The sequence below is a fragment of the Ralstonia sp. A12 genome, assembly GCF_000801955.1.
Classification (GTDB): domain Bacteria; phylum Pseudomonadota; class Gammaproteobacteria; order Burkholderiales; family Burkholderiaceae; genus Ralstonia.
This window is the reverse complement of sequence record NZ_JSZO01000007.1, coordinates 189,538-215,632: the sequence shown is the minus strand read 5'-3', so window position 1 is coordinate 215,632 and position 26,095 is coordinate 189,538. Positions and strand designations below refer to the sequence as shown.

The window sequence follows — 26,095 nt, the reverse complement described above, 5'->3', positions numbered from 1 at the left end:
CGGATCAGTCCGCGCGGTCGGTGCGCAACGGGCCGTACTCAATGGGCACCCACGCAAAGGACTTCCCATCTTTGCGCACATGGCCCAGGCCCGGGAACGGCAAATGCGCGCCGGCCACCCAGAGCTTGTCCTGCGCTGCTTCAGCAAACAGCTTGCGGCGCGAGGCAACGGCCTGCTTCTGGTCGACGTCGTATTCGAAGGCGACTTCCGGGTGCTGGAACTGCACGGCGTGGCTGTGCACGATGTCGCCCCACACGAGCAGGCTTTTCCCCTTGGAGGCAAACAGGTAACCACTGTGTCCCGGCGTATGGCCGTGGGCGGCCACCGAGCGCACGCCCGGCACCACCTCATCACCCGGTTTGAACTGTTTGAGCTTGCCAGCCGTCACATACGGCGCCACAGAATCCCGCGCCATCTTGAAGAACGGCTGCATGTCTTTCGGCTTGGCGGCGGCGATCGCCTCACTCAGCCAGAAGTCGGCTTCCGGCGCGGCCACATACACCTGCGCATTCGGGAAGGCCGGTTGCCCTTGCGGTGTCAGCAGGCCGCATGCGTGATCCGGGTGGAGGTGGGTCAGCAGCACGGCGTCGATCTGCTCGGGCTGGTAGCCCGATGCGCGCACGTTGCCGACCAGTCCGCCCATGGTCGGGCCGAAGCACGTGCCTGAACCCGTATCGACCAGGATGCGCTGGCTGCCCGTATCGATCAGGTAGCCATTCACCGCCGTCTGCATACCCGGCGTGTTCGACACGAACATCCGCGCCAGCAGGCTCTGCACCGATTGCGCGCTCATGCCCACCAACGTCTTGGCCGGCAGATCGACGTAGCCGTCATAGAGTGCGGTGACAACGTCATCGCCCAGGGCCATGCGGTAGTAGCCGGGCACTTGAGCGCGTTGTTGCGTGACAGTGGTTGCAGGTACTGCTGACGTTGCAGCAGGCGCCGAGGTCTGGGCGTGGGCGAATCCGATGGACACGGCCAGCGTGATGGCACACGTAATCCGTTGAACAGCAGGCGCGGCGAGCAAACGCATGTCTTGGCTCCTTGGGGGAAAACCGCTGCCCCGTTGCAGCGGCGGAAGCCGGATCATGCCACCTCTAGCGCACATGCGTTGTCGCTATTGGCGACAGGGGTATTGCTCCATCTCGAAACGCGGCATGCTACTGAACGACAAACCTCGGCGACAGCTGCAGCGTCCCCCAGGTGGTGCAGTCCGGGAATAGCACCGCACTCATGGAGGTCATCGATGACGAAGAGTTGTTCCATGACCAGATCACCTTGTTTGGACCACACGAGCCCAACAGCATGACCGAGACAGCCATGTTGTTGATGCTCACCTGAACCGGACTATCGAACTGCCCCGTCCAAGGTTGCATGTTGCTCGCCGTGCCATTCAGTAGGGAGCACGGACCCGCCCCGTCATACCTCGCCGCGGTAATCTCAACGAATCCGGTTGACCTCACCGTACCAACGATCGTGGCAAAGCACTGCATCGAAACCGAGCCTTTGTAGAAGGAAACAGATCCCAATGCACTGAAGGGCTCACCCGTCGGAAGCATGGGCATACCATCCGCACGGGTCACCGTCACCGCTGCAGCCGGCGCCGCACCCACCATCGACAGACTCAACGCGAGCGCTGTCGCTACAACCATTCGCATGTTGTTCATGGTCTTGAGAAATCGAGAAGAATGAAAAGGAAAAGGCCCGACATGCCGGGCCTTTGTCTCATGCTGATCAACCGCGGCTGCGCATCCGCAGGTCAACCAGGTACCGTGCTTACGGCGCCACCTTGAACTTAGGCGACGAGTAGACGGTACCGCCCACCGTACAGTCCGGTGCCATCGATGCGTTGGAGAACGTCAACGAAGACGCGTCGTTGTCCCAGAGCGTCCTCACCGCGCTCGGGCCGCAGCTTCCCAGCAGGAACACGTTGACGGCGGCATTGTTGATCGTCAGCTGTGTCGTGCTATCGGCCTGCCCCGTCCACGGAGTCACGCCGCTGATGAAACCGCATAGCGTACCGCCCGAGAAGGTCGTCGACGTGATGTTGACGATGCCAGCGGACGTGATGGTGCCGTTGAACGTGGCTTGGCACTGCGCGTTGGTCGATCCTTTTGAGAGGTTGGTCACGCCGGTGACCGAGAACGGCTCGCCGCTCGGGTTCATCGGCTGGTTGTCAGCGCGCGTTACGGTCACGGCAAATGCGGGTGTGGCTGCTACGGTGGCAAGTGCGAGTGCAACTGCAAGAGATACGACTTTACGTGTGCTCATTTATTGCCTCACTAGAACTGACGGTTGAAACCGTCTTAAGAATGCGGCGCAAACCGGTTCCCGCTCGGTTCACGCCGCGCCAATTAGCCAGGCGCAGACAGCCGACGCCCGGCTAAAACTTGTACGACACCCCAACGAACGTGATGATCGGATTGGCCTTGAGCGTGGTTTTTGTGGTGGCCAGCGTGGAGCCATCCGCCGCCTTGATGACGGTGGCCGCCTCTGTCTTGAGCGGCAGGTACGACACCGTGGCCGTCAATGACCAGCGATCGTTGATGGCGTAGCTCGCACCCAGGTTGAAGATCGCCGACCACGACGCCGACGACTTGCCTTCCACATACGTCGGCCCCGGCTTGCCGGCCCCTGCCGCCAGCACGCTGCCCAGCTCCCGATTCACCGCCGCCGCGAAGTTCGGGTTCAGCTCGATGTTGGTGAAGAAGCTGTAGACCACACCCGCGCCCACGAACGGGCGGAACTTCGATTGCGCGTGCCCGAAGTAGTACTGCAGGATGACCCCCGGGCTCCATTGACGTGCCTTGCGCACAGCGGGCTGGTTGGACGGGTCGTCCAGATCGACGTGACCGAGCGCGCCTGCCGGCCCGGGCGCACGAATCACGCCATGCCCCGTCAGCTTGAATTCGGGCGGCACGCCAGCGATGGTGGTCAGCGCAATGTTGTCGGTAAAGAAGTGCGTCAGCGTGATACCCAGCGTGTTGGCGTTGCTCACGCGCAGCCCGCTGTTGGGCGACGTAAAGCTACCGGGCAAGCGCAGCGGATCATTGATCGGCGCGTTGATCACGCTGGTGGTCAGGTTGTTGCTCGAGTCCTGCGGCATGATGTGGAACCAGCCCACCGTTGCCACGTTGTCACCGGCCTGCTGCGCCATGGCACCCGCGGATGCGCAGGCCACCACCAATGCGACAGTCAGTTGTTTCATGATGCTTCCTCCTGTTGTTCTGAGCAGGGAGCGGCGCGCATCTGCGTGATACGAGCCGCGCCCCGTGGCGTGTTATTCCGGAAACGTCACTGCACGAAGGCGCCCACGGTGAAGTACGGGTTCTTCGTATCGCTCATGTCCAGGAAGCCGAAGGTCTTGCCGGTGAAGATCAGCTTGCCGGTCGGAGCCGAGCCGGCCGGAGCGCTCGTCTGCGTGGTGCGGATCACGCCGGGCACCGTTTGCGTGAAGTCCAGATTCAGCGGACGTGTCAGCGCCACCTGCGACGCGTTGAACGGGTCGAGCATCGTGGCCTGAGCACCCATCAGCGCGGTGGCGCGGTAGTTGAACGTGCTGTCCACGCCGGTGTATTCGCCGTTCTGCGAATCCAGTGCGACGTTGACCACCGGCGCCAGGAACGAGATACCAGACTCGTCATCAGCCACCGGCGGGCCGGCAGTCAGATTCGAGTTGGCCGCACCCACGCGAATGAAGATCGGCACGAGCTGGTTGTACAGCTTGCCCACGATCAGCACGCCCTTGCCCGCCTTGCTCGGGTCGAGCGACGACAACGTGGCCGGCACCTGCGGCTGGTAATTCAGCGTGGTGAAGGCAGACGAGTCGGCGCGTAGCGTGAGCTTCTGGTTGACCGTCGCGCTGGAGGTCAGACAGGCCCCGCCGTTCTTCACGCCCAGGTTGTCGCACTCGGTATAGGTGCCGTCCGCGTTGATGGTGAAACGCGCATCGACTGCCTGTTGCGAGAAGCTCTGCGACGGCACCTGGTGGTAGCCCAGCTGGTTGTAGTTGCCCGCGATCTTGGTCAGGTCCGTCTCGGTGCTCGAGAAGCTGATGAACGGGTAGTACGGGAACGTGGTCTGCGGAATCTTGCCCACGCCGACGATGCCGTCGAACTGGATCGTCGCCCCAGGAATCGTGCCACCCAACACACCTTGCCCCAGGAAGAAACGCGCCGGCCGGCTTGCATCGAGGCTCGCGTTGTTCAGGCGGAACGCGCACTGGTTGAGCTTCTCAGTCGGCAGCGCCGTTTCCTGCGAGAGGGTGCCGCTCTGCACGTTGTTCGGTGCGGTATCACGCGTGGGGCCCACCGTACCCGTCGTCACCGGAATCGGCGAGGCCAGATACGTGATCTGATACGTCATCTTGGTGGTGTCGAGCTGTACCTTCACCAGTTCGCCCGAACCTGAGCCGCCCGTGAAGACGGTGTTGTAGTCGATCGCCTGCGGACACAGGCGCTGGATCACCGGGGCCGGCGGATCATCTCCACCACCACCACACGCGGTCACCATCGGTGCGCACGCCAACACGACCAGCCATTTACGCCATTGCATTTGCGTCTCCTCCATGTTGTTGTTCAGCTGCGGCGGCGCGCACGCCTCGTGCGCACCGCCGCATGTGGTTTCGTTGCTGCGTGCCTCACTGGACGAACGCGCCGACCGTGAAGAACGGGTTGTACTTGTTGTTGTTCATGAGCATTGCGTACACATTGCCCACCTTGACCGCGACACCCTTGTCGCCCGCCTTGAACAGCGCGACGTTGCCGCTGGCACCCTGCGCGTTGAAGTCGTTCTGCGCGGTAACGAGCAACTTGCCCGGCGAGGCTTGCGTGTAGTCGAGCGAGAACTGCGCCGTCACACGCGAGTTGAACGGGTTGATGAAGGCTGCGGTGCCGTTCTGGAACAACGTTGACGTGTAGTTGGCGGCCAGCGTGGAGACAGCGGTGCCGTCACTGCAATTGCCCGCCCACGCGTGGTAGATGCCGCCGGTATAGCTGCCGGAAAGCTCCGGGTGGGGAATGTTGCTGTTGATGCCGTTGTAGCCACCGATGTTGGTAGTCGCACCGTTGGAGGTCACCAGCCCGCACGCCGACGCGCTGGTCGCACCGATATAGCCGCCAGCCAGCGCATTGGTGGGAATCGTCGTCACGGGTGTCAGGATCGAGATGCCGATCTGGTCATCGCCCACGGACGCCAGCAAGTTGGCCGGATCGCTGTGCGAATAGCCGACGCGGATCACCACCGGCACCACTTGCCCGTTGAGCTTGCCGGCAATCAGGATCCCCTTGGCCTGGCTCGGCGCCAGGATGATCAGCGGCGTGACCTGGCCGACGTACGCATACGGCGCATTGGCAGCCACTGGATTGCTGACAAACACGTTGTCCTGCGAACCATCGGTGTTCTGACGCAGCGTCCACGGCGTGCCGGTCGTACGGCACGAGTAGTCGATGCCCTCAGCCGTGCACGTGCCGTTTGCATTCAACGTCTGCGTCCAGTTGACGGCATCGGGTTCCCAGCCTTGCGGTCCCGTGGTCTGGTTGGCCGAGCCCGTGGGCGTCACGTGTACGCCGACTTCGTTGTAGTGTCCAGCCACCTGCGTGAAGTCCGTCACCGTTTGCGAGAAGCCCAGGAACGGATAGAAATCGAACGTGCGCGAAGGCACCGCGCCAATGGGAGGGAAACCCGGAGCCACAGTGATGCCATTGAACTGGATCGTCGCGCCCGGAATGCCGCCGCCCACAATGCCCTGTCCAACGAACAGCGTCGGCGGGTCTTGCGGGTTGACGGTGATCGCGTAGCTGTTGTCCGCCGTCTTGCCCGACTGCAGCACGAAGGCGCAGCGGTTCTGCTCGGGCGTCGGCAGGTTGGTCGGGTGCACGAAGTTGCCGTTGATGGTCAGCCCCTTGCGCGTGTTGTTCACCTGCCCTGCCGAGGTCGGCACCGACGATTCGACGAACTGCATCTGATACGTGTTCTTGCTCGTATCAAACTTGACCTTGATGTATTCGCCGCTACCCGAGCCACCGGTGTAGGTAGTCGTGTAGTCCAGCGCGGCCGGGCACAGGCTCGTCGGCGTGGTTGGCGTCGTGTTTAGCCCGCTCGGCGGACAAGAGCTACCCGAGCACTGCGCAACGTTTGACGAGCCCGGATCGTCTGCACCGCCGCATCCGCCGATGAACGGCATCGCGACTATGCAACTGGTTGCCATGACAACAAAAAGATGACGTCGACTACCCATGGTTGTCTCCTCACGTTCTGAAACTTGTTGTGTTTTTGCCGGAAAATGCCGGCCAATACCCCCGCCTGTCGGCGTACGACGGCCGACAGCGCACGACCTGCCATGGCGGCAAGTCAATCCTGCAAATCAATAGAAACGACGGACGTGTTTTGTCGCGTGCGTTAACTCGCGTAACGCGCTAATCGGTTGGGTGCCGATGTCAAAACCAGTCGGGGTGTTGCAGCTAACGCGGGAAACCCGGCTCGCTGCGATGATGGCGATGGCGGTGACGCGCGTGGGCACGCGCAGAAGCGGAATGCTGGAAAGGCCCGTTTTGAATGCGTAACATCCTGTGTCTCCGAAGGGTACGCTACTGGCTATTTACTTGTCGTTATGCGTGCCACTATGGTCTGCACAGAGTATGAAGTAAATAGAGATTTCATTCAAAACATTGCCTGCAATGCCTCGCGCAAGCAGGCGCGGCGCCATTTGGCCGCATTTCAAACGAGGGAATGAATTCGTTTCGTTTGAAGTGTTTTAAACTCCCCCCCTCGTTCGTGGGGCAATGTCGTGCAGTGCGAGATATATCGAATTATGTCGAAACGGATATATTTCTCGGGATATATGCGCCAGCAAAAATCAGTCCCGATACAGCTTTGCGCAAAGTAATTGAAAGCTGTTCGACAGAAAGATTTGCGCAAATCGGGAGAAAGAATGGTGGGCCCCCCGGGAGTCGAACCCGGCACCAACGGATTATGAGTCCGCTGCTCTAACCAAGCATGAGCTAGAGGCCCAAAGAGCGGCGCCTGAACAGGCAACCGACAAAAAATTGACCCGGCGGGTTAGGCCGGGCCATGTGTGCGATTTTACTCGAAAGTGGGTTGAAACCCACCTTCGGGCATCAATCAGCTACCTTCCAGGAAGCTCTTCAGCTTGTCCGAGCGGCTCGGGTGACGCAGCTTGCGCAGCGCCTTGGCTTCGATCTGGCGGATACGCTCACGCGTCACGTCAAACTGCTTGCCCACTTCTTCCAGCGTGTGGTCGGTGCTCATCTCGATACCGAAGCGCATGCGCAGCACCTTGGCTTCGCGCGGCGTCAGCGAGTCGAGCACGTCCTTCACAACACCGCGCATGGAGCCATGCAGTGCAGCTTCGGCCGGGGCCAGCGTGTTCGTATCCTCGATGAAGTCGCCCAGATGGGAGTCGTCGTCGTCACCGATCGGCGTTTCCATGGAGATCGGTTCCTTGGCGATCTTCATGATCTTGCGGATCTTGTCTTCCGGCATCTCCATCTTCTCGGCCAGCGTTGCCGGATCCGGCTCGTTGCCGGTTTCCTGCAGGATCTGACGCGAGATGCGGTTCATCTTGTTGATCGTTTCGATCATGTGCACCGGAATCCGGATGGTGCGCGCCTGATCGGCGATCGAACGCGTGATGGCCTGACGAATCCACCACGTGGCGTACGTCGAGAACTTGTAGCCGCGACGGTATTCGAACTTGTCCACCGCCTTCATCAGGCCGATGTTGCCTTCCTGGATCAGGTCGAGGAACTGCAGACCGCGGTTCGTGTACTTCTTGGCGATCGAGATCACCAGACGCAGGTTGGCCTCGGTCATCTCGCGCTTGGCTTCGCGCGCACGACGCTCGCCTTCCGACATCTTGCGGTTGACGTCCTTCAGCTCGGTCAGCGGCAGCACCACGCGTGCCTGCAGGTCGATCAGCTTCTGCTGCAGTTCGTGCACGGCCGGCACGTTACGCTCAACGATGATGCTGTACGGCTTGCCATCGGCGACCACGGTCTCGATCCACTTGAGATTGGTCTCGTTGCCCGGGAAGCGCGAAACGAAGTCGCCACGCGGCATGCCGCACTTGTCGACCACGATGTTCAGGATGGCACGCTCGAGCTTGCGCACTTCGTCCACCTGACCGCGCAGCGTGTCGCACAGGCGCTCGACGTTGCGTGCCGTGAAGCGGATGCACATCAGTTCAGCCTGGATGGCTTCCTGCGCCTTCACGTAAGACTTGGACTTGTAGCCTTCCTTCTCGAACGCACGACGCATCTTGTCGAACTGGTCGGCGATCACGCCAAACTTGACCAGCGCAGCCTGCTTGAGCTCTTCGAGTTGACGGGCCGAAGCTGCAGCAGCGCCAGCGCCTTCATCGTCCTCGTCTTCCTCTTCGTCGCCTTCTTCTTCGGCCTCTTCTTCCTCGAACTCCTCTTCTTCCTCGGCAGCGGCAGCTGCATCGGCTTCAGCGTTCGGGTCGATCAGACCGTCGATGTACTCGTCGATCTTGGCTTCGTCGTTGGCGACGCGCTCGCCCATGGCGAGAATTTCAGAGATGGTGACCGGGCAGGCCGAGATGGCCATGACCATGTCCTTCAGGCCGGCTTCGATGCGCTTGGCGATCACGATTTCGCCTTCGCGCGTCAGCAGCTCGACCGTACCCATCTCGCGCATGTACATACGCACCGGGTCGGTCGTGCGGCCGAATTCGGAGTCAACCGTCGACAGCGCGGCTTCGGCTTCTTCTTCCGCCTCTTCTTCCGTGGTCACGGAAGGCGCGTTGTCGTTCAGGAGCAGCGTTTCAGCGTCCGGAGCCTGCTCGTACACGGCAACGCCGATGTCGTTGAGCGTGGCGACCAACGTTTCCAGCGACTCCACGTCGACCATGTCGTCGGGAAGGTGGTCGTTGATTTCGGCGTAGGTCAGGTAGCCGCGCGATTTGCCCAGCTTGATCAGCGCCTTGAGCTTCTGGCGGCGGGCTTCCAGCTCTTCTTCCGAACCGCCTTGCTGCGAGGCAGCGAACTCCTTGAGCAGGGCTTTTTCCTTGGCCTTGCGGTCACGGGCCTTCAGCTTGTCGGTTTTCGGTGCCGGAGCGGCGGGGGTGTCAAATTCTTCAGTCACGTCCGTGCTGCTGTCATCGTCTGCCTGCGTTTCTGCCTTGGGCTTGCGGCCGCGCTTTTTGGGCTCGGCTGCTGCCACGGCTTGGGGCGCAGGAGGAGTTGTGGGGGTGGCCTCTGCCTGGGCGGTGCGCTTGGTGTCTTCCGCGGTTGCCTTGGCTGGCTTGGCTGCGGTGCTGGTACGAGCGGTACCCGTCTTGGTTGCGCCTGCGCTGGCAGGGGTCTGCTTGCTCTCGACTTCGGTTGCTTTCGATTTCGCCACGGTGGTTGTCTTGCCCTTGAGTGCGACGGAAGCGGCTGTGCCGCCAGGTCTGGCGCTCGTGCTCATCGACGTCGAGACCTTGCCTGAGGTTGAAGATTGGATCGCGCCCTTCGTGCGCGCTGTCGGTTTGACAGTCTTGGCGGCGACGGTGATATCGGCGGTCTGGCGCGGCTGGGTTTTCCCCGTCTTTGCCGGCGCAGTGGCCTTAACTCCTGTCGATCCCGCCTGCCCTATATGGGTCCGACCATTCGCGACTTTCGCCGTTCCCGCTGTGGTTTTTCCTCCTCCAGCGCCGCGCGCCGATGAGGATCGCGTGGCAGAAACAGAAGCAGGACTGGCCTTGGAACCGGCCTTCGCGGAGGTCTTCACCTTCACCATGGGCACGCTCACTCCCCCAAAAATGGGAAAAAGGTATTGCAATCCAAACCGGCTATTCTAGCACGCCAGACCCAGCCGGTCTAAACGAAAATCGGGTTTTCGCCTGAAAAATCAAGGGGCTACCCGCAATTGCCCGCCCCAGTTGGGTTTGTACTGGGACGTGTGCTCTACACGAGCTACCGGCGGCTAGTCTCGCTCAACAGCCAACGCATGCGCTCTCTATCGTCATCGTCGGCGTGGCCGCTTTCCACCTTGCGTAGCAACATTTCAAGCTCGCGCTTGTGCGACGCAAGAAGCATCTTTTGCACAGCGCTATCGAATTCCATGGTGGCCGGCTCTAGCTCGATGTCGTCTTCGAGCACGGTCACGCGTAGTCCGGCGAAGGCGTCGGCATATGCCGTCTGGCCGAGGCGCTCGACGAAGGCGCCAAAGTGCATTTCAGGGCTCGCCGCATCGCACTCGGCCAGCAGCCCTGCCAGTACCTCACCTTGGGGCAATTCCGGCGCTGTCAACTGGGCGCGCGCATCCGCATCAAGGCGAGCGGCCAGGGCGGGATAGCGCATCAATAGGCGCAGCAGTTTTTGCTCCAGCGCGGTTGGTGCGGTACGCGCCACACGCGGGCGCTTCTGCGTCATGCGGCCAGCCTGGGCAGGGTCACTGCGCAGGCCGCATAGGGCTTCGATGTCGGCGGGTGTGGTGCCGGTCATGTCGGCCAGGCCGCGCACGATCTGCAGACGCAGGCCGCCGGACGGCATGGCCGTCAACAGCGGCTTGGCCTCGTACTGGGCACGGGCGCGGCCTTCGGGCTGGCGCAGGTCGAGGTCTTCGGTCACGGCCTGCAGCAGGAAGCGCGACAGCGGCATCGCGTTGTGCACTTCGCGGGCGAAGGCTTCGGTTCCCTCTTCGCGCACGAAGCTATCCGGATCGTGCTCGGTCGGCAGGAACAGGAATTTGATCGTCTTGTTATCGGTAGCGTGCGGCAGGCAGGCTTCGAGCGCGCGGCGCGCGGCGCGGCGCCCGGCGGAATCCCCGTCAAACGAGAAGATGACGGTATCGACCTGCCGCAACAGCTTCTGCACGTGGATCGGCGTGCAGGCCGTGCCGAGCGTCGCCACCGCATTGGCAAACCCGAGCTGCGCCAGCGCAACGACGTCCATGTAGCCTTCCACGACCAGCACGTAGTCGAACTCGCGGATGGCGTTGCGCGCCTCGAACAGACCGTACAGCTCGGTGCCCTTGCTGAACAGCGGCGTCTCGGGCGAGTTGAGGTACTTCGGCTCGCCCTGCCCCAGCACCCGGCCACCAAAGCCGATCACGACGCCCTTGGTATTGCGGATGGGGAACATGATGCGATCGCGGAAGCGGTCGTAACGGCGGTGCGTGCCGTCGGCGGCGGTCTTCTCGCTTTCGATGACGAGGCCGGCCTCGATGAGCGGCGCGGCGGTAGCGTCTTCGCGGTACGGGCCGAACACGCCTTCGAGCGATTGCCAGTCGTCCGGCGCATAGCCGAGGCCGAAGTGCGCGGCGATCTCGCCGGTCAGGCCGCGGCCCTTGAGGTACTGAATGGCGTTGGTGGCGCTGCGCAGTTGCTTGCGGTAGTGGTCGCAGGCGCGGGCCATCACGTCGCCTAGCGCGACCGTCTTGGCTTGCTGTTCAGCGCGGGCGGCAGGTGGCAGTCCACCGCGTTCCTCGGGCACCACCATGCCGACGGACTGCGCGAGGTCCTTGATGGCCTCGACGTACGACAGCCCGGAAAACTCCATCAGGAAGCCGATGGCCGAGCCGTGCGCGCCACAGCCGAAGCAGTGATAGAACTGCTTGGTGGGCGACACCGAGAACGATGGCGACTTCTCGTTATGGAACGGGCACAGCCCCATGAAGTTGGCGCCGCCCTTCTTCAATTGCACGTAACGGCCCACCACGTCGACGATATCGACGCGGTTGAGCAGGTCGTCAATGAACGGCTGCGGGATCACGCGGGGTGCGCCCTCTGGTAAAGCAGGAGGTTGAGGAGGCTCAGGCGCCGGACAGGGCAGCCTTCACGCGGGCCGAAACTTGCGTCATGTCGGCGCGGCCAGCCAGGGCCGGCTTGAGGATGCCCATCACCTTGCCCATGTCCTGCGGGCCGGCGGCACCGGCCTTGGCCACGGCGTCACGCACAGCGGCGTCGACCTCGGCGTCCGACAGTTGCGCCGGCATGTAGACCTGCAGCACGGTGATTTCAGCAGCTTCCTTGGCGGCCAGATCCTCACGGTTGGCCTGCTGGAACGCGGTGATGGAATCCTTGCGCTGCTTGATCATCTTGTCGACCACGGCCAGCACGGCAGCGTCATCCAGCTCGATGCGCTCATCGACCTCACGCTGTTTGATGGCGGCCTGCAGCAGGCGGATCGTGCCGAGACGATCCATTTCCTTGGCGCGCATGGCTGCCTTCATGTCTTCCGTGATCTGTGCCTTCAATGACATTCCGAACTCCGATAAACAGCAAAACCCGCTCGGGCGGCTGGCCCAGCGGGTTGCAAACTTGGAAAAGTGGATCATTGATCGTAGCACAGAACCGAGACGGTCTTGGCCCGATCGGTAGGGGGTCAGCGGGCTGTTGCGGCCTCCCCTGCCGCAACAGCCGAAGCCCATGCCCATTGGAAGTTGTAGCCGCCGAGCCAGCCCGTCACGTCGACCACCTCGCCGATGAAGTACAGGCCGGGTGCAGATTGCGCCTCCATGGTGGCCGACGACAGTGCGCGCGTGTCGACCCCGCCGCGTGTGACTTCGGCCTTGCGATAGCCTTCGCTGCCGGAGGGCGTCAGTTCCCAGCGATTGAGCGCGCCGCCCAGCGTGCGCAGCAGCTTGTCCTGCATCTCGGCAATCGGCGCGTGCGGGTTGGCGCCGTGTGTAGCGCACCAGGCCTGCGCGACGCGTTCCGGCAGGCGCTGCGCCAGCACCGTCCCGAGCTGCTTGCGTGAGCCGGACTTCTCGTCGCACAGCCACTGCGCGGCGTCGGTGTCCGGCAGCAGGTCGATGGTGAGCGGCTGGCCCGAATTCCAGAAACTGGAAATCTGCAGCACACCCGGACCAGACAGCCCGCGGTGCGTGAGCAGCAAATCCTCGCGGAAGGTCGTGGCGCCACCTTTCCGCCCGCCTTTGCCCGCTGGCTGCGCAACCGCCACATCCACTTCCATCGACACACCCGATAGCGCCGAGAACGGCGCCCAATGCTCGGCGTTGAACGTGAGCGGCACCAGTGCCGGATGCGTCTCGACAATCTTCAGCCCGAACTGCCGCGCAATGCGATACCCGAAATCCGTCGCGCCGATCTTGGGGATGGACAGACCGCCCGTGGCAATCACCAGCTTGCTCGCAACGATCTCGCCCGCGCTGGTCGACAGCCGGTAGGCCTCGTCGTCCTTGCTGACCTCGGCGATCGAGCAGCCGGCGCGCCAGATCACGTTGCCCTTCTCGCACTCGGCTTCGAGCATGCGGATGATGTCTTCCGCACTGTCGTCGCAGAAGAGCTGGCCCTTGTGCTTCTCGTGATACGGAATGCGGTAGCTGGAGACGAGGCTGATGAAATCCTGCGCCGTGTACCGCGCCAACGCCGAGCGGCAGAAATGCGGGTTGTTCGACAGGTAGTTGCCCGGCGCCGCATTGACGTTGGTGAAGTTACAGCGCCCGCCGCCGGAGATACGGATCTTCTCGGCCAGCTTCGTCGCGTGGTCGATCAGTACCACGCGCGCGCCGCGCTGCCCCGCCACCGCCGCGCACATCATCCCGGCCGCGCCCGCGCCGATCACCGCTACATCGCACCGCATCATGATCGTTGCGCCGCCTCTATGCTTGAAAACCGCGCATTTTAGCTTGTGCTATCTTCGGCGCCTTCCTACGGATTTCTTCCCTCACACGCCATGCTGGTCCTCGGCATCGAATCTTCCTGTGACGAAACCGGTGTCGCCCTGTACGACACGGCGGCTGGCCTGCGCGCGCACGCGCTCTATTCGCAGATCGCCATGCACCGCGAGTACGGCGGCGTGGTGCCCGAGCTAGCCTCGCGCGATCACATCCGCCGCGTGATTCCGCTGCTGGAAGAGGTTCTCGGCAAGGCTGGCGCCACGCGTGCGGACATCGACGCCATCGCTTATACGAAAGGCCCGGGGCTGGCCGGCGCGCTGCTGGTCGGTGCCTCGGTAGCCAATGCGCTGGCGTTTGCGCTGGGCAAGCCGCTGGTAGGCGTGCATCACCTGGAGGGGCATTTGCTCTCTCCGCTGCTGGAAGCGGAGCGTCCGGCGTTTCCGTTCCTGGCGTTGCTGGTATCGGGCGGGCATACGCAGTTGATGCGCGTCGATGCGGTTGGTCAGTACACGCTGCTCGGCGAGACGCTGGACGACGCCGCCGGCGAAGCCTTTGACAAGACCGCCAAGCTGCTCGGCCTCGGCTACCCCGGTGGCCCGGCTGTCTCGCGTCTGGCTGAATTCGGCAACCCGGGCGTGTTCGACCTGCCTCGTCCGATGCTGCATTCGGGCAATTTCGATTTCTCGTTCGCGGGCCTCAAAACTGCCGTGCTCACGCAGGTGCGTAAGCTCAACCTGACTGACAGCGAGGCCTGCTACCAGCCGCGCGCCGACCTGGCCCGCGCCTTCGTCGATGCCATCGTCGAGGTGCTCGTCAAGAAGACGCTGCGCGCCGCACGCGAGCATGGTTTGAAGCGCATCGTCGTGGCCGGCGGCGTAGGCGCCAACCGCCAGTTGCGCGAAGGCCTGAACGCCGAGGGCAAGAAGCGCGGCCTGCGCGTCTACTACCCCGATCTGCAGTTCTGCACCGACAACGGCGCGATGATCGCCTTTGCCGGCGCCATGCGACTGCAAGCCGACCCGATGCAGGTGCAGGACGGCTACGGTTACGGCGTCACACCACGCTGGGATCTCGAAGACATTCGTATCCGACAGGCATAAAAAAACCGCTCAATTGAGCGGTTTTTTTGAGGGAACGACGCAAACCGTAGCGAGCGCGTCGAGGTTGGTCCGAGAAGCGCAACCGTACATGGGTACGGTGAGCATCGCAGCAGCAAGATCGGCGCGCGCAGTAGGTTTGCGGCGTTTCCTCAGTCGAGGCGCTTGTCGCGCTCGATCAGCGCATACGCGCTGTGGTTGTGGATCGACTCGAAGTTCTCGGCTTCCAGCGTGTAGGCGACGATGCGGTCGTCCTGGTTCAGGCGCATGGCGATGTCGCGCACCAGGTCTTCCACGAACTTCGGGTTTTCGTATGCACGCTCGGTCACGAACTTCTCGTCCGGACGCTTGAGCAGGCCCCACAGTTCGCACGAAGCTTCTTCTTCGGCCATGCGAATCAGCGACTCGACCGGCGTGTCAGCAGCCAGCTCAGCGTCGATCGTGATGTGCGAGCGCTGGTTGTGCGCGCCGTACTGCGAGATCTTCTTCGAGCACGGGCACAGGCTCGTCACGGGCACCAGCGCCTTGACGCGGACCTTGGTGTGGCCGTCGCGCACTTCGCCGATCATCGTCACTTCGTAGTCCATCAGCGACTGCACACCCGACACCGGGGCTGTCTTGCTGACGAAATACGGGAAGTGGACTTCGATGCGGCCGGCGTCGGCTTCGAGCTTCTCCAGCATCTTTTCCAGCAGCAGCTGGAATTGCGCCAGATTCAGCGGCTCACGCTCTTCTTCAAGCAGCGCGACGAAGCGCGACATGTGCGTGCCCTTTTGGTCGGCAGGCAGGTGCACATCGAGGTTGTAGGTGCCGACGGTGTTCTGCACGCCCGACGGGGTCTGCAGCGACATCGGGTAACGCACACCACGCACGCCCACGCGTTGGATCGGGATCTGACGGGTGTCGTGGCTGGCCTGCACATCCGGCATCGCAAAAGCCGGGTTCATATCGTTCATGATCGGTTTCCTTTACGGTCGCCCGGCCATCGCAGTCGGCCGGTACGCAACGAGTGTGAAACCGCGGAACCTGACTGACCGAGACCACCCCTCAAGTGATCGAATCAACCCATCCCGCGACTGCGCACACAATTTACAAATTGGACTGGCGGAGTGTAAGGGAAATTTCCTACCTCTGCAGTCAACTACTCAAACCCGCAGATGCAATGCGGGTGATTGATTCTGCCTATTACTAAAAGTGCTTTAGGCCACACGCGGCGCGGCGGCGCGCGGCTGTACGTCGAAGCGCTCGCGAATGGACGCGAGGATGCCGTTGGCATCGAGCCCGCATTGCGTCAGCAGCGCAGCGTGGTCTCCGTGATCGACAAAGCGGTCGGGCAAGCCCAGTTGCAGCACAGGCGTTGCGACACCGGCCGCGACCAACGCTTCCACGCAGGCACTACCAGCACCGCCCATCACGCAGCCCTCTTCCACCGTGACCACGTAGTCGTGCGTACGCGCCATCTCCAGCACACACGCCACATCCAGCGGCTTAACGAAGCGCATGTTGACGACCGTAGCGTCCAGACGCTCCGCAGCGGCCGCAGCCGGAGCAACCATCGAGCCGAATGCCAGGATCGCTACACGCTGGCCCACCGGGGCCGTTGACGTGCGACGCACTTCGGCCTTGCCCAAGGGCAACGGCTCCAGCGTCGGCTGCACCACCACACCCGTGCCGGCACCACGCGGATAGCGCACCGCCGTCGGGCAATCCTGCGCGAAGGCTGTGCTCAGAAGCTGGCGGCATTCGTTCTCGTCCGCGGGCGTCATCACCATCATGTTCGGGATGCAGCGCAGGTACGCAATATCGTATGCACCGGCGTGCGTCGCACCGTCCGCTCCGACTAAGCCAGCACGATCTAGCGCAAACACCACCGGCAGATTCTGCAGCGCCACATCGTGGATCAACTGGTCATAGCCGCGCTGCAGGAACGTCGAGTAGATGGCGACGACGGGCTTCAGACCCTCACACGCCAGGCCGGCGGCAAACGTGACAGCGTGCTGCTCGGCAATGCCCACGTCGTAGTAACGATCCGGGAAACGCTGCTCGAACTCCACCATGCCCGAGCCTTCACGCATGGCGGGCGTGATACCGACCAGACGCTTGTCGGCCGCAGCCATGTCGCACAGCCAGTTGCCAAACACCTGCGTGTACGTCACCTTCGCCGGGCGCGCAGCGGGCTTGATGCCCTCTTGCGGATTGAACTTGCCGGGGCCGTGATAGAGGATCGGGTCGGCCTCGGCCAGCTTGTAGCCCTGGCCCTTCTTGGTGACCACGTGCAGGAACTGCGGGCCACCGCCTTCCAGCGCACGCCGGCGGATGTTCTGCAGCGTCGGCACCAGCGATTCGAGATCGTGTCCGTCAATCGGGCCGATGTAGTTGAAGCCGAACTCCTCAAACATCGTGGCCGGCACCAGCATGCCCTTGGCGTGCTCTTCGAAACGCTTGGCGAACTCGAGCACCGGCGGCGCCACCGACAGCAGCTTCTCCACGCCCTTCTTGGTAGCGGCGTAGAACTGCCCGCTCATCAAGCGCGCAAAGTAACGATTCAGCGCCCCCACCGGCGGCGAGATCGACATGTCGTTGTCGTTGAGCACCACCAACAACGGCAGATTCTTGTAGATGCCCGCGTTGTTCATGGCTTCGAAAGCCATGCCTGCGGTCATGGCACCATCGCCGATCACGGCAATGGCGACGCGGTCTTCACCGTTGGTCTTGGCGCCCAGGGCCATGCCCAGCGCCGCGGAAATCGACGTGGACGAGTGCGCCGTGCCAAACGTGTCATATGGGCTCTCGCTGCGACGCGGGAAGCCGGAAATGCCATCCAACTGGCGCAGCGACCCCATCTGCTCGCGGCGGCCGGTGAGGATCTTGTGCGGATAGCTCTGGTGGCCGACATCCCACACGATGCGGTCTTCGGGCGTGTTGAAGACATAGTGCAGCGCGATGGTCAGCTCGACCGTGCCCAGGTTCGACGACAGGTGGCCGCCCGTCTGCGAGACGGAATCGAGCACGAAGGCGCGCAGCTCGCTGGCCAGGGGGCCGAGCTGGCGGCGGTCCAGTCGGCGCAGGTCGGCCGGATCGTCGATGGTGTTGAGAAGTTCGTACGTCATGTGGGACCGCCGCTCAGGCGTTTTGGCGTTGGGCTCTATTCCCAACGCAATGTTGTTCAGTGGCCACGCCGCACGATCAGGTCGGCCATCTCGACCAACCGGACAGTGCGTGCTTCGCCCAATGCTAGGGCAAGCTGTGCAACCGCCGCACCCGCTGCGGCGTGCAGCTCGTCGGCGAGCGCCCGGGCCTTGTCCAACCCGAGGATGGACACGTAGGTCGGCTTGTCGTTGGCCTCGTCCTTGCCGGCGGTCTTGCCCAGCGTGGCGGTATCGGCCGTCACGTCGAGGATGTCGTCAACCACCTGGAACGCCAGGCCAACGGCACTCGCATAGGCATCCACCTGCTCCAGAGCCTCGGCATTCACCTCAGCACACAGCGCGCCCATACGCAGGCTCGCGCGCAGCAGCGCACCAGTCTTCATGCGGTGCATCGCTTCCAGTTCGTCTTGCGACAGCGCAATGCCGACACTCTGCAGATCGATCGCCTGGCCACCCGCCATACCCAGCGAACCGGATGCACGCGCCAACTCACCTACCAGCACCGCGCGGGTCGCCGGGCTCACCGAGCCCAATTCAGCCAGGACGATAAAAGCCTGTGTCTGCAGCGCATCACCCACCAGCAGCGCCGTCGCTTCATCATAGGCGCGATGCACGGTGGGGCGGCCACGGCGCAAGTCGTCGTCGTCCATGCAAGGCATGTCGTCGTGCACCAGCGAATAGGCGTGGATCATCTCCACCGCGCAGCTCACGCCATCGAGTGCTTCGGGCGATGCCTCGCCCAGTGCACCGGCGGCATGGGCCAGCAGCGGGCGCACGCGCTTGCCGGCGCCCAGCGTGGCGTAGCGCATGGCGGCGTGCAGGCGTTGCGGCACCACGGTTTCGACCGGCAGGGCGCGCTCCAGCGCGGTTTCCGTCCGTGCGACCACGGACGTCATCCATTGGGCGAAATCGCTCATGCGTCGCCCTGCTCGTTCGTGTTGCTGTCGTCGGACAACGGTTTCAGGGCCTCGCCGTCAAGCACGCGAACCTGCTGCTCGACGCGTTCCAGCACCTGCTGGCAATACTTGACCAGCTCGGCCCCGCGGCGATACGCCGCAAGTGAGGCCTCCAGCGGCAGTTCCCCCGATTCCATGCTGGCAACGAGGGTTTCGAGTTCGGCCATGGCCGCTTCATAAGAAGCCGGCGTGGCGGATGGGGAGGCGGACGCGTCGCTTGAAGCAACGCCAGGGGCACGGGGCATGCCGGTTGCGAATCAGAAAAGGACAATCTGACATTTTACGGCAATTCCGCGTGCGTTCTGCGCACATCACGCAAGGCGCCGGGCAGCGGTTTGCGGTCATGTGCAGCGGGTTCATCCGGCTGACAACCCTCTGACTGGCGGCCGAAAGATGCCGAAAATCAGGGACTTATCAAATCCCCTGGGGTACAATCGCCCCCTTTCCTCCAAAGGCCGGGCCGGCGCATGCCGTTCCGTACGATGGTTTGGGTCTGTTGGCCCAAAAACGTATGGTCGCAGGCCCAAGCGGGGGCCAGCAGGCGCTCGTTTCCTATCTCAACAGACCCTAGGCCACCTGCCGATGGCGTCCTGTCCCAAATCGAATTTTTCGTCGAATTTTTCGATGGTTGGGTTGTTCACTACTTTCACCGTTATTGGGAGTGGGGATAATGTCCAATCTCAGCGCTGCACTCAAGCTAGTGCCGTCTGAAACCCAGCTGCCCGTCTCTGCTTACTTTGACGAGGCGCTGTATCAAACAGAAATCGAACGTCTGTTCAAGCATGGCCCCGGTTACGTCGGCCATGAACTGATGGTCCCCGAGGTTGGCGACTATCACACGCTTGCCGCCGAGGCCGAAGGCCGCGTGCTGGTGCGCAATCCGAACGGCGTCGAACTGCTCTCCAACGTGTGCCGGCATCGGCAGGCAATCATGCTCAATGGGCGCGGCAATGCCCAGAACATCGTCTGCCCGCTGCATCGCTGGACGTACGACCTCAAGGGTGACCTGCTGGGCGCGCCGCACTTCGAGAAGCAGCCGTGCGCGCACTTGTCGCGCTCGCCGCTGCAGAACTGGAACGGCCTGCTGTTCGAGGGCAAGCGCGACGTGCGCGAAGACCTCGCCCGCCTGGGCGTGGCGCGCGATCTCGACTTCTCCGGCTACATGCTCGACCACGTCGAGGTGCACGACTGCAACTACAACTGGAAGACCTTCATCGAGGTATACCTCGAGGACTACCACGTCGTGCCCTTCCACCCAGGCCTCGGCCAGTTCGTCTCGTGTGACGACCTGGAATGGGAATTCGGCGAGTGGCACAGCGTGCAGACGGTCGGCATCCACGCCAATTTGCGCAAACCGGGCACGCCGGCGTACCAGAAGTGGCACGATGCCGTCCTGCGCTTCAACAACGGCGAGATGCCCAAGTACGGCGCGGTGTGGCTCACGTACTACCCGAACGTGATGGTCGAGTGGTACCCGAACGTGCTGGTGGTCTCGACGCTGCATCCGCTGGGCCCGACCAAGACGCGCAACGTTGTGGAGTTTTACTACCCGGAAGAGATCGTCCTGTTCGAGCGCGAGTTCGTCGAGGCCGAGCGCGCCGCCTACATGGAAACCTGCATCGAGGACGACGAGATTGCAGAGCGCATGGACGCCGGACGCCTGGCGCTGATGAAGCGCGGCGTCAGCGAAGTCGGCCCCTACCAGTCGCCCATGGAAGACGGCATGCAGCACTTCCACGAGTGGTATCGGCGCGTGATGAGCTACTAACGGACTGTCGACCGTAGGCATCCGCCGCCTTCCGCGTCACAATACGAACGGTGCAGCCCCCGTGGCCTGCACCGTTTTTTTTGCCCCGCCCTCGCCATGTCCGCCGATACCACCATCGCTGTTCAAACGACCGCCCAGACGGCCGACAACTCGTCCCGCCAATCGTTGTGGATGATTCTTGCCGCATTCGCCTTCTCGGCGATGGGCGTGTGCGTGAAGCTCGCCTCGGCGCACTACAGCACGGGCGAGATCGTCTTCTACCGCAGCGTGATCGGCATGATCGTGATGGGTGCCATCCTGGCCAAGACGGGCGCGGGCATTCGCACGCCGTATCTCACGTCGCATATCAAGCGCAGCGTGTTTGGGGTGACCTCGCTGCTGCTGTGGTTCACCTCCATCAGCCTGCTGCCCCTGGCAACGGCCATGACGCTGAACTACATGTCGCCGGTGTGGATTGCGCTGATCATCGGTGCAGGCGCAGCGATGGCCGGCAAGACTGGCGGCGCGGACCGCAAGATGGTGGTGGCGATCCTGATGTCGTTCGTCGGCGTGATCTGCCTGCTGCAGCCGAGCGTGGGCGTGGGGTCGTCACAGCTTGCTGGCGGCATGGTGGGGCTGGTGTCGGGCGTGTTCACCGCCCTCGCTTATGTGGAGGTCCGCCAGCTTGGCGACCTGGGCGAGAACGAGGCGCGCATCGTGTTCTATTTCTCGCTGATCAGTGCAATCGCCGGTGGCGTGTGGATGCTGATCGGCGGCATGCAGGCGCATACGTGGCATACCGCTGGGCTGCTGTTGGCGGTGGGCCTGTTGGCCACGCTGGGCCAGACCGCCATGACGCGCGCCTACAAGCGCGGCAACACGCTGCTGACTGCTAACCTGCAATACACCGGCATCGTCTTTGCGAGCGGTTGGGGCATGTTGCTGTGGAGTGATCACCTGAACGCGCTGTCGTGGCTGGGCATGGCCCTGATCATCGGCAGCGGTATCGTCACCACCGTCATGCGTGCCCGCCAGTCGGGCGCCGAGCATCCGACCCCGCAGACTGCCGTGTCCGGACCGGAAGCCGAGATTCACCCGGAAGTTTGATTGCTAGCCGATCCCTGGAGATTGCTGATATGAGCGAACGCGCTCGCTACGCCACCCTGATGACCGCCCCGCAACTGGCCGCGCTGCAGCAAAGCGCGCCGGACCACCTGGTCATCGTCGATTGCAGCTTTGACCTCGCCAATCCGGCGGCCGGGCGCGACGCGTACCGCGCCAGCCATATTCCGGGTGCGTTCTACCTGCACCTGGACAACGAGCTGTCCGGCCCCAAGACCGGCACCAACGGCCGCCACCCGCTGCCCGACGCCGATGCGCTGGTCGCACGCCTGCGCGCGCTGGGCGTGAACGACGATACGCAAGTCGTCGCCTACGACCGCCAGGGCAGCATGTACGCTGCGCGGCTGTGGTGGCTGCTGCGCTGGGTGGGCCATGCAGATGTGGCGGTGCTGGACGGCGGCCTGCAAGCGTGGGAGGCCGCACACTACCCGGTCAACAAGATCGTGCCCGACGAGCCGCAGCTCAGCGCCACGCCCGGCAACCTGACGCGCAAGCCATCGCTCGCGTCGCTGGTAAATGCCGACATCGTGCAGAAGTACCTCGGGCATGCCGACAAACCCATCATCGACGCCCGCGCCCCCGACCGCTACCGCGGCGAGAACGAAACGCTGGACCCAGTCGGCGGCCACATCCCTGGTGCACGCAACCGCTTCTTCCGCGACAACCTGCGGGCCGACGGCACCTTCAAGCCGGCCGAGCAATTGCGCGCTGACTTTGCCGCTGTGCTGGCTGACGCCAAACCCGCCGATGCGATGCTGCAATGCGGCTCGGGCGTGACCGCCTGCCACAACGCACTCGCCATGGAGGTTGCTGGCCTGACCGGCGCCGCCCTCTACGCCGGCTCGTGGAGCGAATGGTGCAGCGACCCGGCACGCCCGGTGGCGACGGGGCCGAATCCGTAACCACGCATCTCCCGCGCAGCAAAAAGCCCGGCATAAACCGGGCTCTTTTGTTGGGCGAGAACACTGCCTCAGTGTGCGTGACCATGCAGGCCATTGGTCAGCAGGAAGATCATCGCGACACCCGCCGCAATCAGCGCAACCTGGATCGCGGATTCCTGCTTGCGTGGCCGACGCTTCATCTGCGGCATCAGATCACACACGGCGATATAGATGAAGCTGCTGGAGGCCACCACCAGCACATATGGAATCCATGACGTCAGGCGATCCAGCAGGTAGTAGCCGAGCACCGCCCCCACCAGCGCACAGACGCTGCAGATCAGGTTGTAGACGAACGCGCGCGTCTTCGAGAAACCGGCGTTGAGCAGCACCATGAAGTCGCCGATCTCCTGCGGGATCTCGTGCGCGGCGATCGCCAGTGCGGTGACGATACCGACTTTCGTATCCGCCAGAAACGCGGCGGCAATGACGATGCCATCGGAGAAATTGTGCAGGCCGTCGCCCACCAGGATCATCATGCCGCTACGGCCGGCTTCCTGACGATCGTGTCCGTGATGATGGCCGTGCCCGTCGCCCTCGTGGTGGTGCGAGTGGCGCAACAGCGAGACCTTCTCGAGCAGGAAGAAACCCAGTAGACCGGCCAGCAGCGTGGCGAACAGCGCATGCGTGTTCGGCTCGATGCCGTGATGCGCCTCAAAGGCCTCGGGCAGCGAGTGCAACAACGACGTCGCCAGCAGCACCCCGACCGAGAAACTGACCATGCGATCGACCACGCGCGACAGCACAGTGAGCGACAGCACGGCAGCGCCCGCCATGCTGCCGATGCCGGACAGCGCGGTCGCCAGAAGAATGCCTAACAGGGTGGTATCGAGGGTCATGCCGAGCGTGGCGCCACAGGTGATGCTGCTAACGCCGATAAACGCAACAGAGTTGCAAGAAGAAGCGCATTGTATGCCCCTTTGTGAACCTTTGCCAGCGCAGCCCAAAAACAAAAGGCCCGCGTGGGGCCTTTGTAGTGCGATGCGCGAAGCGCTTACTCGACGCCGTGGTCTTTGAACCAAGCGAGGCACTTCTTCCAGCCGTCTTCGGCATCGGCCTTCACATAGCTGGGCCGGTAGTCGGCATGGAACGCGTGGCCGGAATTCGGGTAGACGATGATGCGCGACGCGCGTGCCTTCGGATTCCTGGACTTCGCCAACGCCTCCTTCAAAGCGTCCCGGGCATCCTCCGTGATGACGGTGTCCTTCGCGCCGTATAGGCCCAGTACTGGTGCTTTCAGGTCATTCACCTGGTCGATCGGGGCGCTCGGCTGCAGCGGTGTCGGGCTGCCTTTCAGTGGTCCGTACCAGACGACAGCCGCCTTGATGTCCGGGTTGCGCTCGGCGGCCAGCCAGACCTGGCGCCCGCCCCAGCAGAAACCGGTGATACCGATACGCGCCGGATCGCCACCGTTCTCCTTGGCCCAAGCGATCGTGGCATCCAAATCTCCTGCCACCTGGGCATCCGGCACCTTGGAAACCACGTTGGCAACGGTTTCCTGAACCGTGCCGTAGGCACGCGGGTCGCCCTGGCGTACGAACAACTCGGGTGCGATGGCCAGGTAGCCGAGCTTGGCAAAGCGCCGGCAGACATCGGCGATGTACTCATGCACGCCGAAGATCTCGCTGACGACAATCACCACCGGCAGCTTGGTCTTGCCTTCGGGTTGAGCACGGTAGGCGGGCATCTTGAAATCGCCGACGGACACGATCACCTCGCCCGCCGTCAGACCATTGAAGTCCGTCTTGATGGTCTGTGCCGACACGGGCAGCACTGCTGCCGCAAATGCCGAACCCAGCGCCGTCTTCATGAAGCCGCGGCGGTCAAAGCTGCGGCCCGGCACCAGACACTCCACTTCCGCATCCAGCTGCATCGCACTCTCCTAGCGCCCGAAGGCGGTGATGGTGAACGAAGCAGCTAGTCTACCGAAGCAGGGGCATCGGTGCCGAGCACAGCGCCGTGCAACACGGTGTGGAGATCAGTGCAGCTTGACGCGCGGATTCGTCTTGCTGCGCAGCCAGTGCGTGACCGTGTCGAGCGCCATGCGTACCCAGCCATGCAGCGCCAGCACGTGCATGCGATACAGCGACGTGTACATGAGCCGCGCCATGAGGCCTTCGATGAACATCGAGCCACCGATCAGCCCGCCCATCAGGCTGCCGACCGCGCTGAAGTGACCGAGCGACACCAGCGAACCCAGATCCTTGAACGCGAACGGCCCGACCGGCCTGCCGTCCAGACGGCTGCGCAGCGCGTTGAACAAGTAGGTGGCCTGCTGGTGGGCAGCCTGCGCGCGCGGCGGAACACTGGTCGACGCCTCGGGCCACGGGCAGCTTGCGCAGTCGCCAAAGGCATAGATCGAATCGTCGCCTTCCACCTGCAGCGTGCGCGACACGACCACCTGCCCCAGCTTGTTGACAGGCAACCCAAGGTCCCCCAGCACCGACGGCGCGCGGATGCCTGCCGCCCATACGGTCAGATCGGCCGGGATGGACTTGCCGCTCGCAGTGTTGACCGCATTGGCCGTCACCTCGGTCACGCGCTCGCTTGTGATGACGTCGACGTCGAGCTTGTGCAGCAACTCAGTGGTCGCGGCCGAAATGCGCTCCTTGAGCACCGGCAGAATGCGCGGGCCACCCTCGATCAGGTGGATACGGATGTCGTGGCGCGGATCCATCTTGTGCAGGCCATACGCGGCCAGCACGTGCGCCGTGTTGCGCAGTTCGGCCGACAGTTCCACACCCGTGGCACCCGCACCGACGATGGCGATGTCCACCTGCGGGCGGGCATCGCCCACGCGGTTCTGCGCACGCATGCATGCGGAAATGAGCTTGCGGCGGAAGCGCTCAGCCTGCCATGCGGTGTCCAGCGCGATAGCGTGTTCGGCCGTGCCTGGCACCCCGAAGAAATGCGTCACGCTACCGATGGACAGCACCAAGGTGTCGTACGGAATGTCGCGCTCAGGCAGCACCTCGGTGCCGTCGGCATCGACAAAACCGGAAACGGTGATGGTCTTAGCAGCGCGATCGAGCCCCTTCAGTTCGCCCTGCTGGAACTCGAAGCCGTGCCAGCGCGCCTGTGCCGCGTATTCGAGCTGGTGGGTATTCGGGTCCATGCTGCCGGCGGCGACTTCGTGCAGCAGCGGCTTCCAGATATGGGTCGGGTTGCGATCCACCAGCACGACCTGCGCAGCGCCCCGCTTGCCGAGCTTGTCGCCCAGGCGCGTTGCCAGTTCCAATCCGCCAGCACCGCCGCCGACCACTACGATGCGCGGTCCGCCCGCGCCATCCGCCTGCCCTGCCATATCGTTCTCCTGAAGCCTTTGAATCTTTGCGATCACATCATCGTTCAGATGCAGTCTGCTGCATTGCAAAACCCGCCGCAACCCCAGGCGGGCAGATATGACAGATCATTGAATGCGCATGCTACGGCCATCCGCAGCCTGCCTTGGCAAGGAAAGCCGCCCCACACCTTGTGGCGC

The 26,095-nt window shown here is 63.1% G+C and carries 22 protein-coding genes and 1 tRNA gene; 5 read left to right on the top strand and 18 right to left on the bottom strand.

Annotated features, from left to right (window positions below; translation table 11 throughout):
- Positions 1 to 4: 4 nt before the first annotated feature.
- From PI87_RS11095 to rpoD, 8 genes are all read right to left on the bottom strand, one after another.
- On the bottom strand, positions 5 to 1,033 hold the full coding sequence (locus tag PI87_RS11095; protein ID WP_039597756.1) for an MBL fold metallo-hydrolase: 1,029 nt from the start codon (positions 1,031 to 1,033) through the stop codon (positions 5 to 7).
- Between the two features lie 127 nt (positions 1,034 to 1,160).
- Entirely contained in the window at positions 1,161 to 1,667 is a 507-nt protein-coding gene (locus PI87_RS11090) for a hypothetical protein (RefSeq protein ID WP_039597755.1), read from the bottom strand.
- 109 nt (positions 1,668 to 1,776) lie between these two features.
- Complete coding sequence (locus PI87_RS11085; protein WP_039597754.1) at positions 1,777 to 2,271, bottom strand: hypothetical protein; 495 nt, start codon at positions 2,269 to 2,271, stop codon at positions 1,777 to 1,779.
- Between the two features lie 112 nt (positions 2,272 to 2,383).
- On the bottom strand, positions 2,384 to 3,208 hold the full coding sequence (locus PI87_RS11080; protein ID WP_039597753.1) for an OmpW/AlkL family protein: 825 nt from the start codon (positions 3,206 to 3,208) through the stop codon (positions 2,384 to 2,386).
- Positions 3,209 to 3,294: 86 nt separating this feature from the next.
- Complete coding sequence (locus PI87_RS11075) at positions 3,295 to 4,554, bottom strand: DUF2957 domain-containing protein (RefSeq protein ID WP_039597752.1); 1,260 nt, start codon at positions 4,552 to 4,554, stop codon at positions 3,295 to 3,297.
- 85 nt (positions 4,555 to 4,639) lie between these two features.
- On the bottom strand, positions 4,640 to 6,238 hold the full coding sequence (locus PI87_RS11070; protein WP_039597751.1) for a DUF2957 domain-containing protein: 1,599 nt from the start codon (positions 6,236 to 6,238) through the stop codon (positions 4,640 to 4,642).
- Between the two features lie 694 nt (positions 6,239 to 6,932).
- Positions 6,933 to 7,011: transfer RNA gene (locus tag PI87_RS11065), tRNA-Ile, on the bottom strand.
- Positions 7,012 to 7,122: 111 nt separating this feature from the next.
- Positions 7,123 to 9,381, bottom strand: a complete 2,259-nt coding sequence (gene rpoD, locus PI87_RS11060) for an RNA polymerase sigma factor RpoD (RefSeq protein WP_232313975.1) — start codon at positions 9,379 to 9,381, stop codon at positions 7,123 to 7,125.
- Here rpoD and PI87_RS29565 point away from each other — a divergent pair.
- Positions 9,347 to 9,820: a hypothetical protein gene (locus tag PI87_RS29565; protein WP_232313974.1), complete on the top strand. Its 474-nt coding sequence runs from the start codon at positions 9,347 to 9,349 to the stop codon at positions 9,818 to 9,820. The two genes, rpoD and PI87_RS29565, sit on opposite strands and share 35 nt — an antisense overlap.
- 115 nt (positions 9,821 to 9,935) lie before the next feature.
- On the opposite strand, the gene dnaG is transcribed toward PI87_RS29565, so the two are convergent.
- The 3 genes from dnaG to PI87_RS11045 form a co-directional block, all read right to left on the bottom strand.
- Positions 9,936 to 11,735 (bottom strand): DNA primase, encoded by a 1,800-nt coding sequence (gene dnaG / locus PI87_RS11055; RefSeq protein WP_039597750.1) that lies wholly within the window; start codon positions 11,733 to 11,735, stop codon positions 9,936 to 9,938.
- A 40-nt stretch (positions 11,736 to 11,775) separates the two neighbouring features.
- A complete protein-coding gene (locus tag PI87_RS11050) occupies positions 11,776 to 12,225 on the bottom strand; it encodes a GatB/YqeY domain-containing protein (RefSeq protein ID WP_039597749.1) in 450 nt (149 codons plus the stop codon).
- A gap of 122 nt (positions 12,226 to 12,347) precedes the next feature.
- Entirely contained in the window at positions 12,348 to 13,571 is a 1,224-nt protein-coding gene (locus tag PI87_RS11045) for an NAD(P)/FAD-dependent oxidoreductase (protein WP_039597748.1), read from the bottom strand.
- 90 nt (positions 13,572 to 13,661) lie between these two features.
- Here PI87_RS11045 and tsaD point away from each other — a divergent pair, with 90 nt between their 5' ends.
- Positions 13,662 to 14,705, top strand: a complete 1,044-nt coding sequence (gene tsaD / locus PI87_RS11040; protein ID WP_039597747.1) for a tRNA (adenosine(37)-N6)-threonylcarbamoyltransferase complex transferase subunit TsaD — start codon at positions 13,662 to 13,664, stop codon at positions 14,703 to 14,705.
- Between the two features lie 149 nt (positions 14,706 to 14,854).
- Here tsaD and folE2 read toward each other — a convergent pair whose 3' ends face one another.
- The 4 genes from folE2 to PI87_RS11020 all read right to left on the bottom strand — a co-directional run bounded on the left by folE2 (position 14,855) and on the right by PI87_RS11020 (position 19,052).
- Positions 14,855 to 15,658 (bottom strand): GTP cyclohydrolase FolE2, encoded by an 804-nt coding sequence (gene folE2, locus PI87_RS11035; protein WP_039597746.1) that lies wholly within the window; start codon positions 15,656 to 15,658, stop codon positions 14,855 to 14,857.
- Positions 15,659 to 15,901: 243 nt separating this feature from the next.
- A complete protein-coding gene (gene dxs, locus PI87_RS11030) occupies positions 15,902 to 17,812 on the bottom strand; it encodes a 1-deoxy-D-xylulose-5-phosphate synthase (protein ID WP_039597745.1) in 1,911 nt (636 codons plus the stop codon).
- Between the two features lie 56 nt (positions 17,813 to 17,868).
- Complete coding sequence (locus PI87_RS11025; protein WP_039597744.1) at positions 17,869 to 18,768, bottom strand: polyprenyl synthetase family protein; 900 nt, start codon at positions 18,766 to 18,768, stop codon at positions 17,869 to 17,871.
- Entirely contained in the window at positions 18,765 to 19,052 is a 288-nt protein-coding gene (locus PI87_RS11020) for an exodeoxyribonuclease VII small subunit (RefSeq protein WP_039597743.1), read from the bottom strand. Before PI87_RS11020 ends, PI87_RS11025 begins: the two co-directional genes overlap by 4 nt.
- Before the next feature lie 425 nt (positions 19,053 to 19,477).
- On the opposite strand from PI87_RS11020, the gene PI87_RS11015 reads away from it, so the two are divergent.
- The 3 genes from PI87_RS11015 to PI87_RS11005 all read left to right on the top strand — a co-directional run bounded on the left by PI87_RS11015 (position 19,478) and on the right by PI87_RS11005 (position 22,578).
- A complete protein-coding gene (locus PI87_RS11015; RefSeq protein WP_039597742.1) occupies positions 19,478 to 20,575 on the top strand; it encodes an aromatic ring-hydroxylating oxygenase subunit alpha in 1,098 nt (365 codons plus the stop codon).
- A gap of 171 nt (positions 20,576 to 20,746) precedes the next feature.
- Complete coding sequence (locus PI87_RS11010) at positions 20,747 to 21,661, top strand: DMT family transporter (protein ID WP_442965487.1); 915 nt, start codon at positions 20,747 to 20,749, stop codon at positions 21,659 to 21,661.
- Positions 21,662 to 21,690: 29 nt separating this feature from the next.
- Positions 21,691 to 22,578 carry a sulfurtransferase gene (locus PI87_RS11005; RefSeq protein ID WP_039597740.1) on the top strand — a complete coding sequence of 296 codons (888 nt, stop codon included), beginning with the start codon at positions 21,691 to 21,693 and terminating at the stop codon, positions 22,576 to 22,578.
- A 68-nt stretch (positions 22,579 to 22,646) separates the two neighbouring features.
- Here the strand turns inward: PI87_RS11005 and PI87_RS11000 are convergent, their stop codons facing one another.
- The 3 genes from PI87_RS11000 to PI87_RS10990 all read right to left on the bottom strand — a co-directional run bounded on the left by PI87_RS11000 (position 22,647) and on the right by PI87_RS10990 (position 25,918).
- Positions 22,647 to 23,453, bottom strand: coding sequence for a ZIP family metal transporter (locus PI87_RS11000; RefSeq protein WP_039597739.1), 807 nt, complete (start codon positions 23,451 to 23,453; stop codon positions 22,647 to 22,649).
- A 155-nt stretch (positions 23,454 to 23,608) separates the two neighbouring features.
- Positions 23,609 to 24,487 carry a dienelactone hydrolase family protein gene (locus PI87_RS10995; RefSeq protein WP_039597738.1) on the bottom strand — a complete coding sequence of 293 codons (879 nt, stop codon included), beginning with the start codon at positions 24,485 to 24,487 and terminating at the stop codon, positions 23,609 to 23,611.
- Between the two features lie 105 nt (positions 24,488 to 24,592).
- Positions 24,593 to 25,918 carry an NAD(P)/FAD-dependent oxidoreductase gene (locus tag PI87_RS10990; RefSeq protein WP_039597737.1) on the bottom strand — a complete coding sequence of 442 codons (1,326 nt, stop codon included), beginning with the start codon at positions 25,916 to 25,918 and terminating at the stop codon, positions 24,593 to 24,595.
- Positions 25,919 to 26,095: the final 177 nt, after the last annotated feature.

Excerpts from the sequence above, each read along its gene's own strand:
- tsaD (WP_039597747.1), top strand. The coding sequence starts at position 13,662 with ATGCTGGTCCTCGGCATCGAATCTTCCTGTGACGAAACCGGTGTCGCC.
- PI87_RS11075 (WP_039597752.1), bottom strand. The coding sequence starts at position 4,554 with ATGCAATGGCGTAAATGGCTGGTCGTGTTGGCGTGCGCACCGATGGTG.
- dxs (WP_039597745.1), bottom strand. The coding sequence starts at position 17,812 with ATGACGTACGAACTTCTCAACACCATCGACGATCCGGCCGACCTGCGC.
- PI87_RS11045 (WP_039597748.1), bottom strand. The coding sequence starts at position 13,571 with ATGATGCGGTGCGATGTAGCGGTGATCGGCGCGGGCGCGGCCGGGATG.
- PI87_RS11090 (WP_039597755.1), bottom strand. The coding sequence starts at position 1,667 with ATGAACAACATGCGAATGGTTGTAGCGACAGCGCTCGCGTTGAGTCTG.
- PI87_RS11010 (WP_442965487.1), top strand. The coding sequence starts at position 20,747 with ATGATTCTTGCCGCATTCGCCTTCTCGGCGATGGGCGTGTGCGTGAAG.
- folE2 (WP_039597746.1), bottom strand. The coding sequence starts at position 15,658 with ATGAACGATATGAACCCGGCTTTTGCGATGCCGGATGTGCAGGCCAGC.
- PI87_RS11025 (WP_039597744.1), bottom strand. The coding sequence starts at position 18,768 with ATGAGCGATTTCGCCCAATGGATGACGTCCGTGGTCGCACGGACGGAA.
- PI87_RS11070 (WP_039597751.1), bottom strand. The coding sequence starts at position 6,238 with ATGGGTAGTCGACGTCATCTTTTTGTTGTCATGGCAACCAGTTGCATA.
- PI87_RS10995 (WP_039597738.1), bottom strand. The coding sequence starts at position 24,487 with ATGCAGCTGGATGCGGAAGTGGAGTGTCTGGTGCCGGGCCGCAGCTTT.
- PI87_RS11020 (WP_039597743.1), bottom strand. The coding sequence starts at position 19,052 with ATGCCCCGTGCCCCTGGCGTTGCTTCAAGCGACGCGTCCGCCTCCCCA.
- PI87_RS11050 (WP_039597749.1), bottom strand. The coding sequence starts at position 12,225 with ATGTCATTGAAGGCACAGATCACGGAAGACATGAAGGCAGCCATGCGC.
- PI87_RS11095 (WP_039597756.1), bottom strand. The coding sequence starts at position 1,033 with ATGCGTTTGCTCGCCGCGCCTGCTGTTCAACGGATTACGTGTGCCATC.
- PI87_RS11005 (WP_039597740.1), top strand. The coding sequence starts at position 21,691 with ATGAGCGAACGCGCTCGCTACGCCACCCTGATGACCGCCCCGCAACTG.
- PI87_RS11085 (WP_039597754.1), bottom strand. The coding sequence starts at position 2,271 with ATGAGCACACGTAAAGTCGTATCTCTTGCAGTTGCACTCGCACTTGCC.
- PI87_RS11015 (WP_039597742.1), top strand. The coding sequence starts at position 19,478 with ATGTCCAATCTCAGCGCTGCACTCAAGCTAGTGCCGTCTGAAACCCAG.
- PI87_RS11080 (WP_039597753.1), bottom strand. The coding sequence starts at position 3,208 with ATGAAACAACTGACTGTCGCATTGGTGGTGGCCTGCGCATCCGCGGGT.
- PI87_RS11000 (WP_039597739.1), bottom strand. The coding sequence starts at position 23,453 with ATGACCCTCGATACCACCCTGTTAGGCATTCTTCTGGCGACCGCGCTG.
- PI87_RS10990 (WP_039597737.1), bottom strand. The coding sequence starts at position 25,918 with ATGGCAGGGCAGGCGGATGGCGCGGGCGGACCGCGCATCGTAGTGGTC.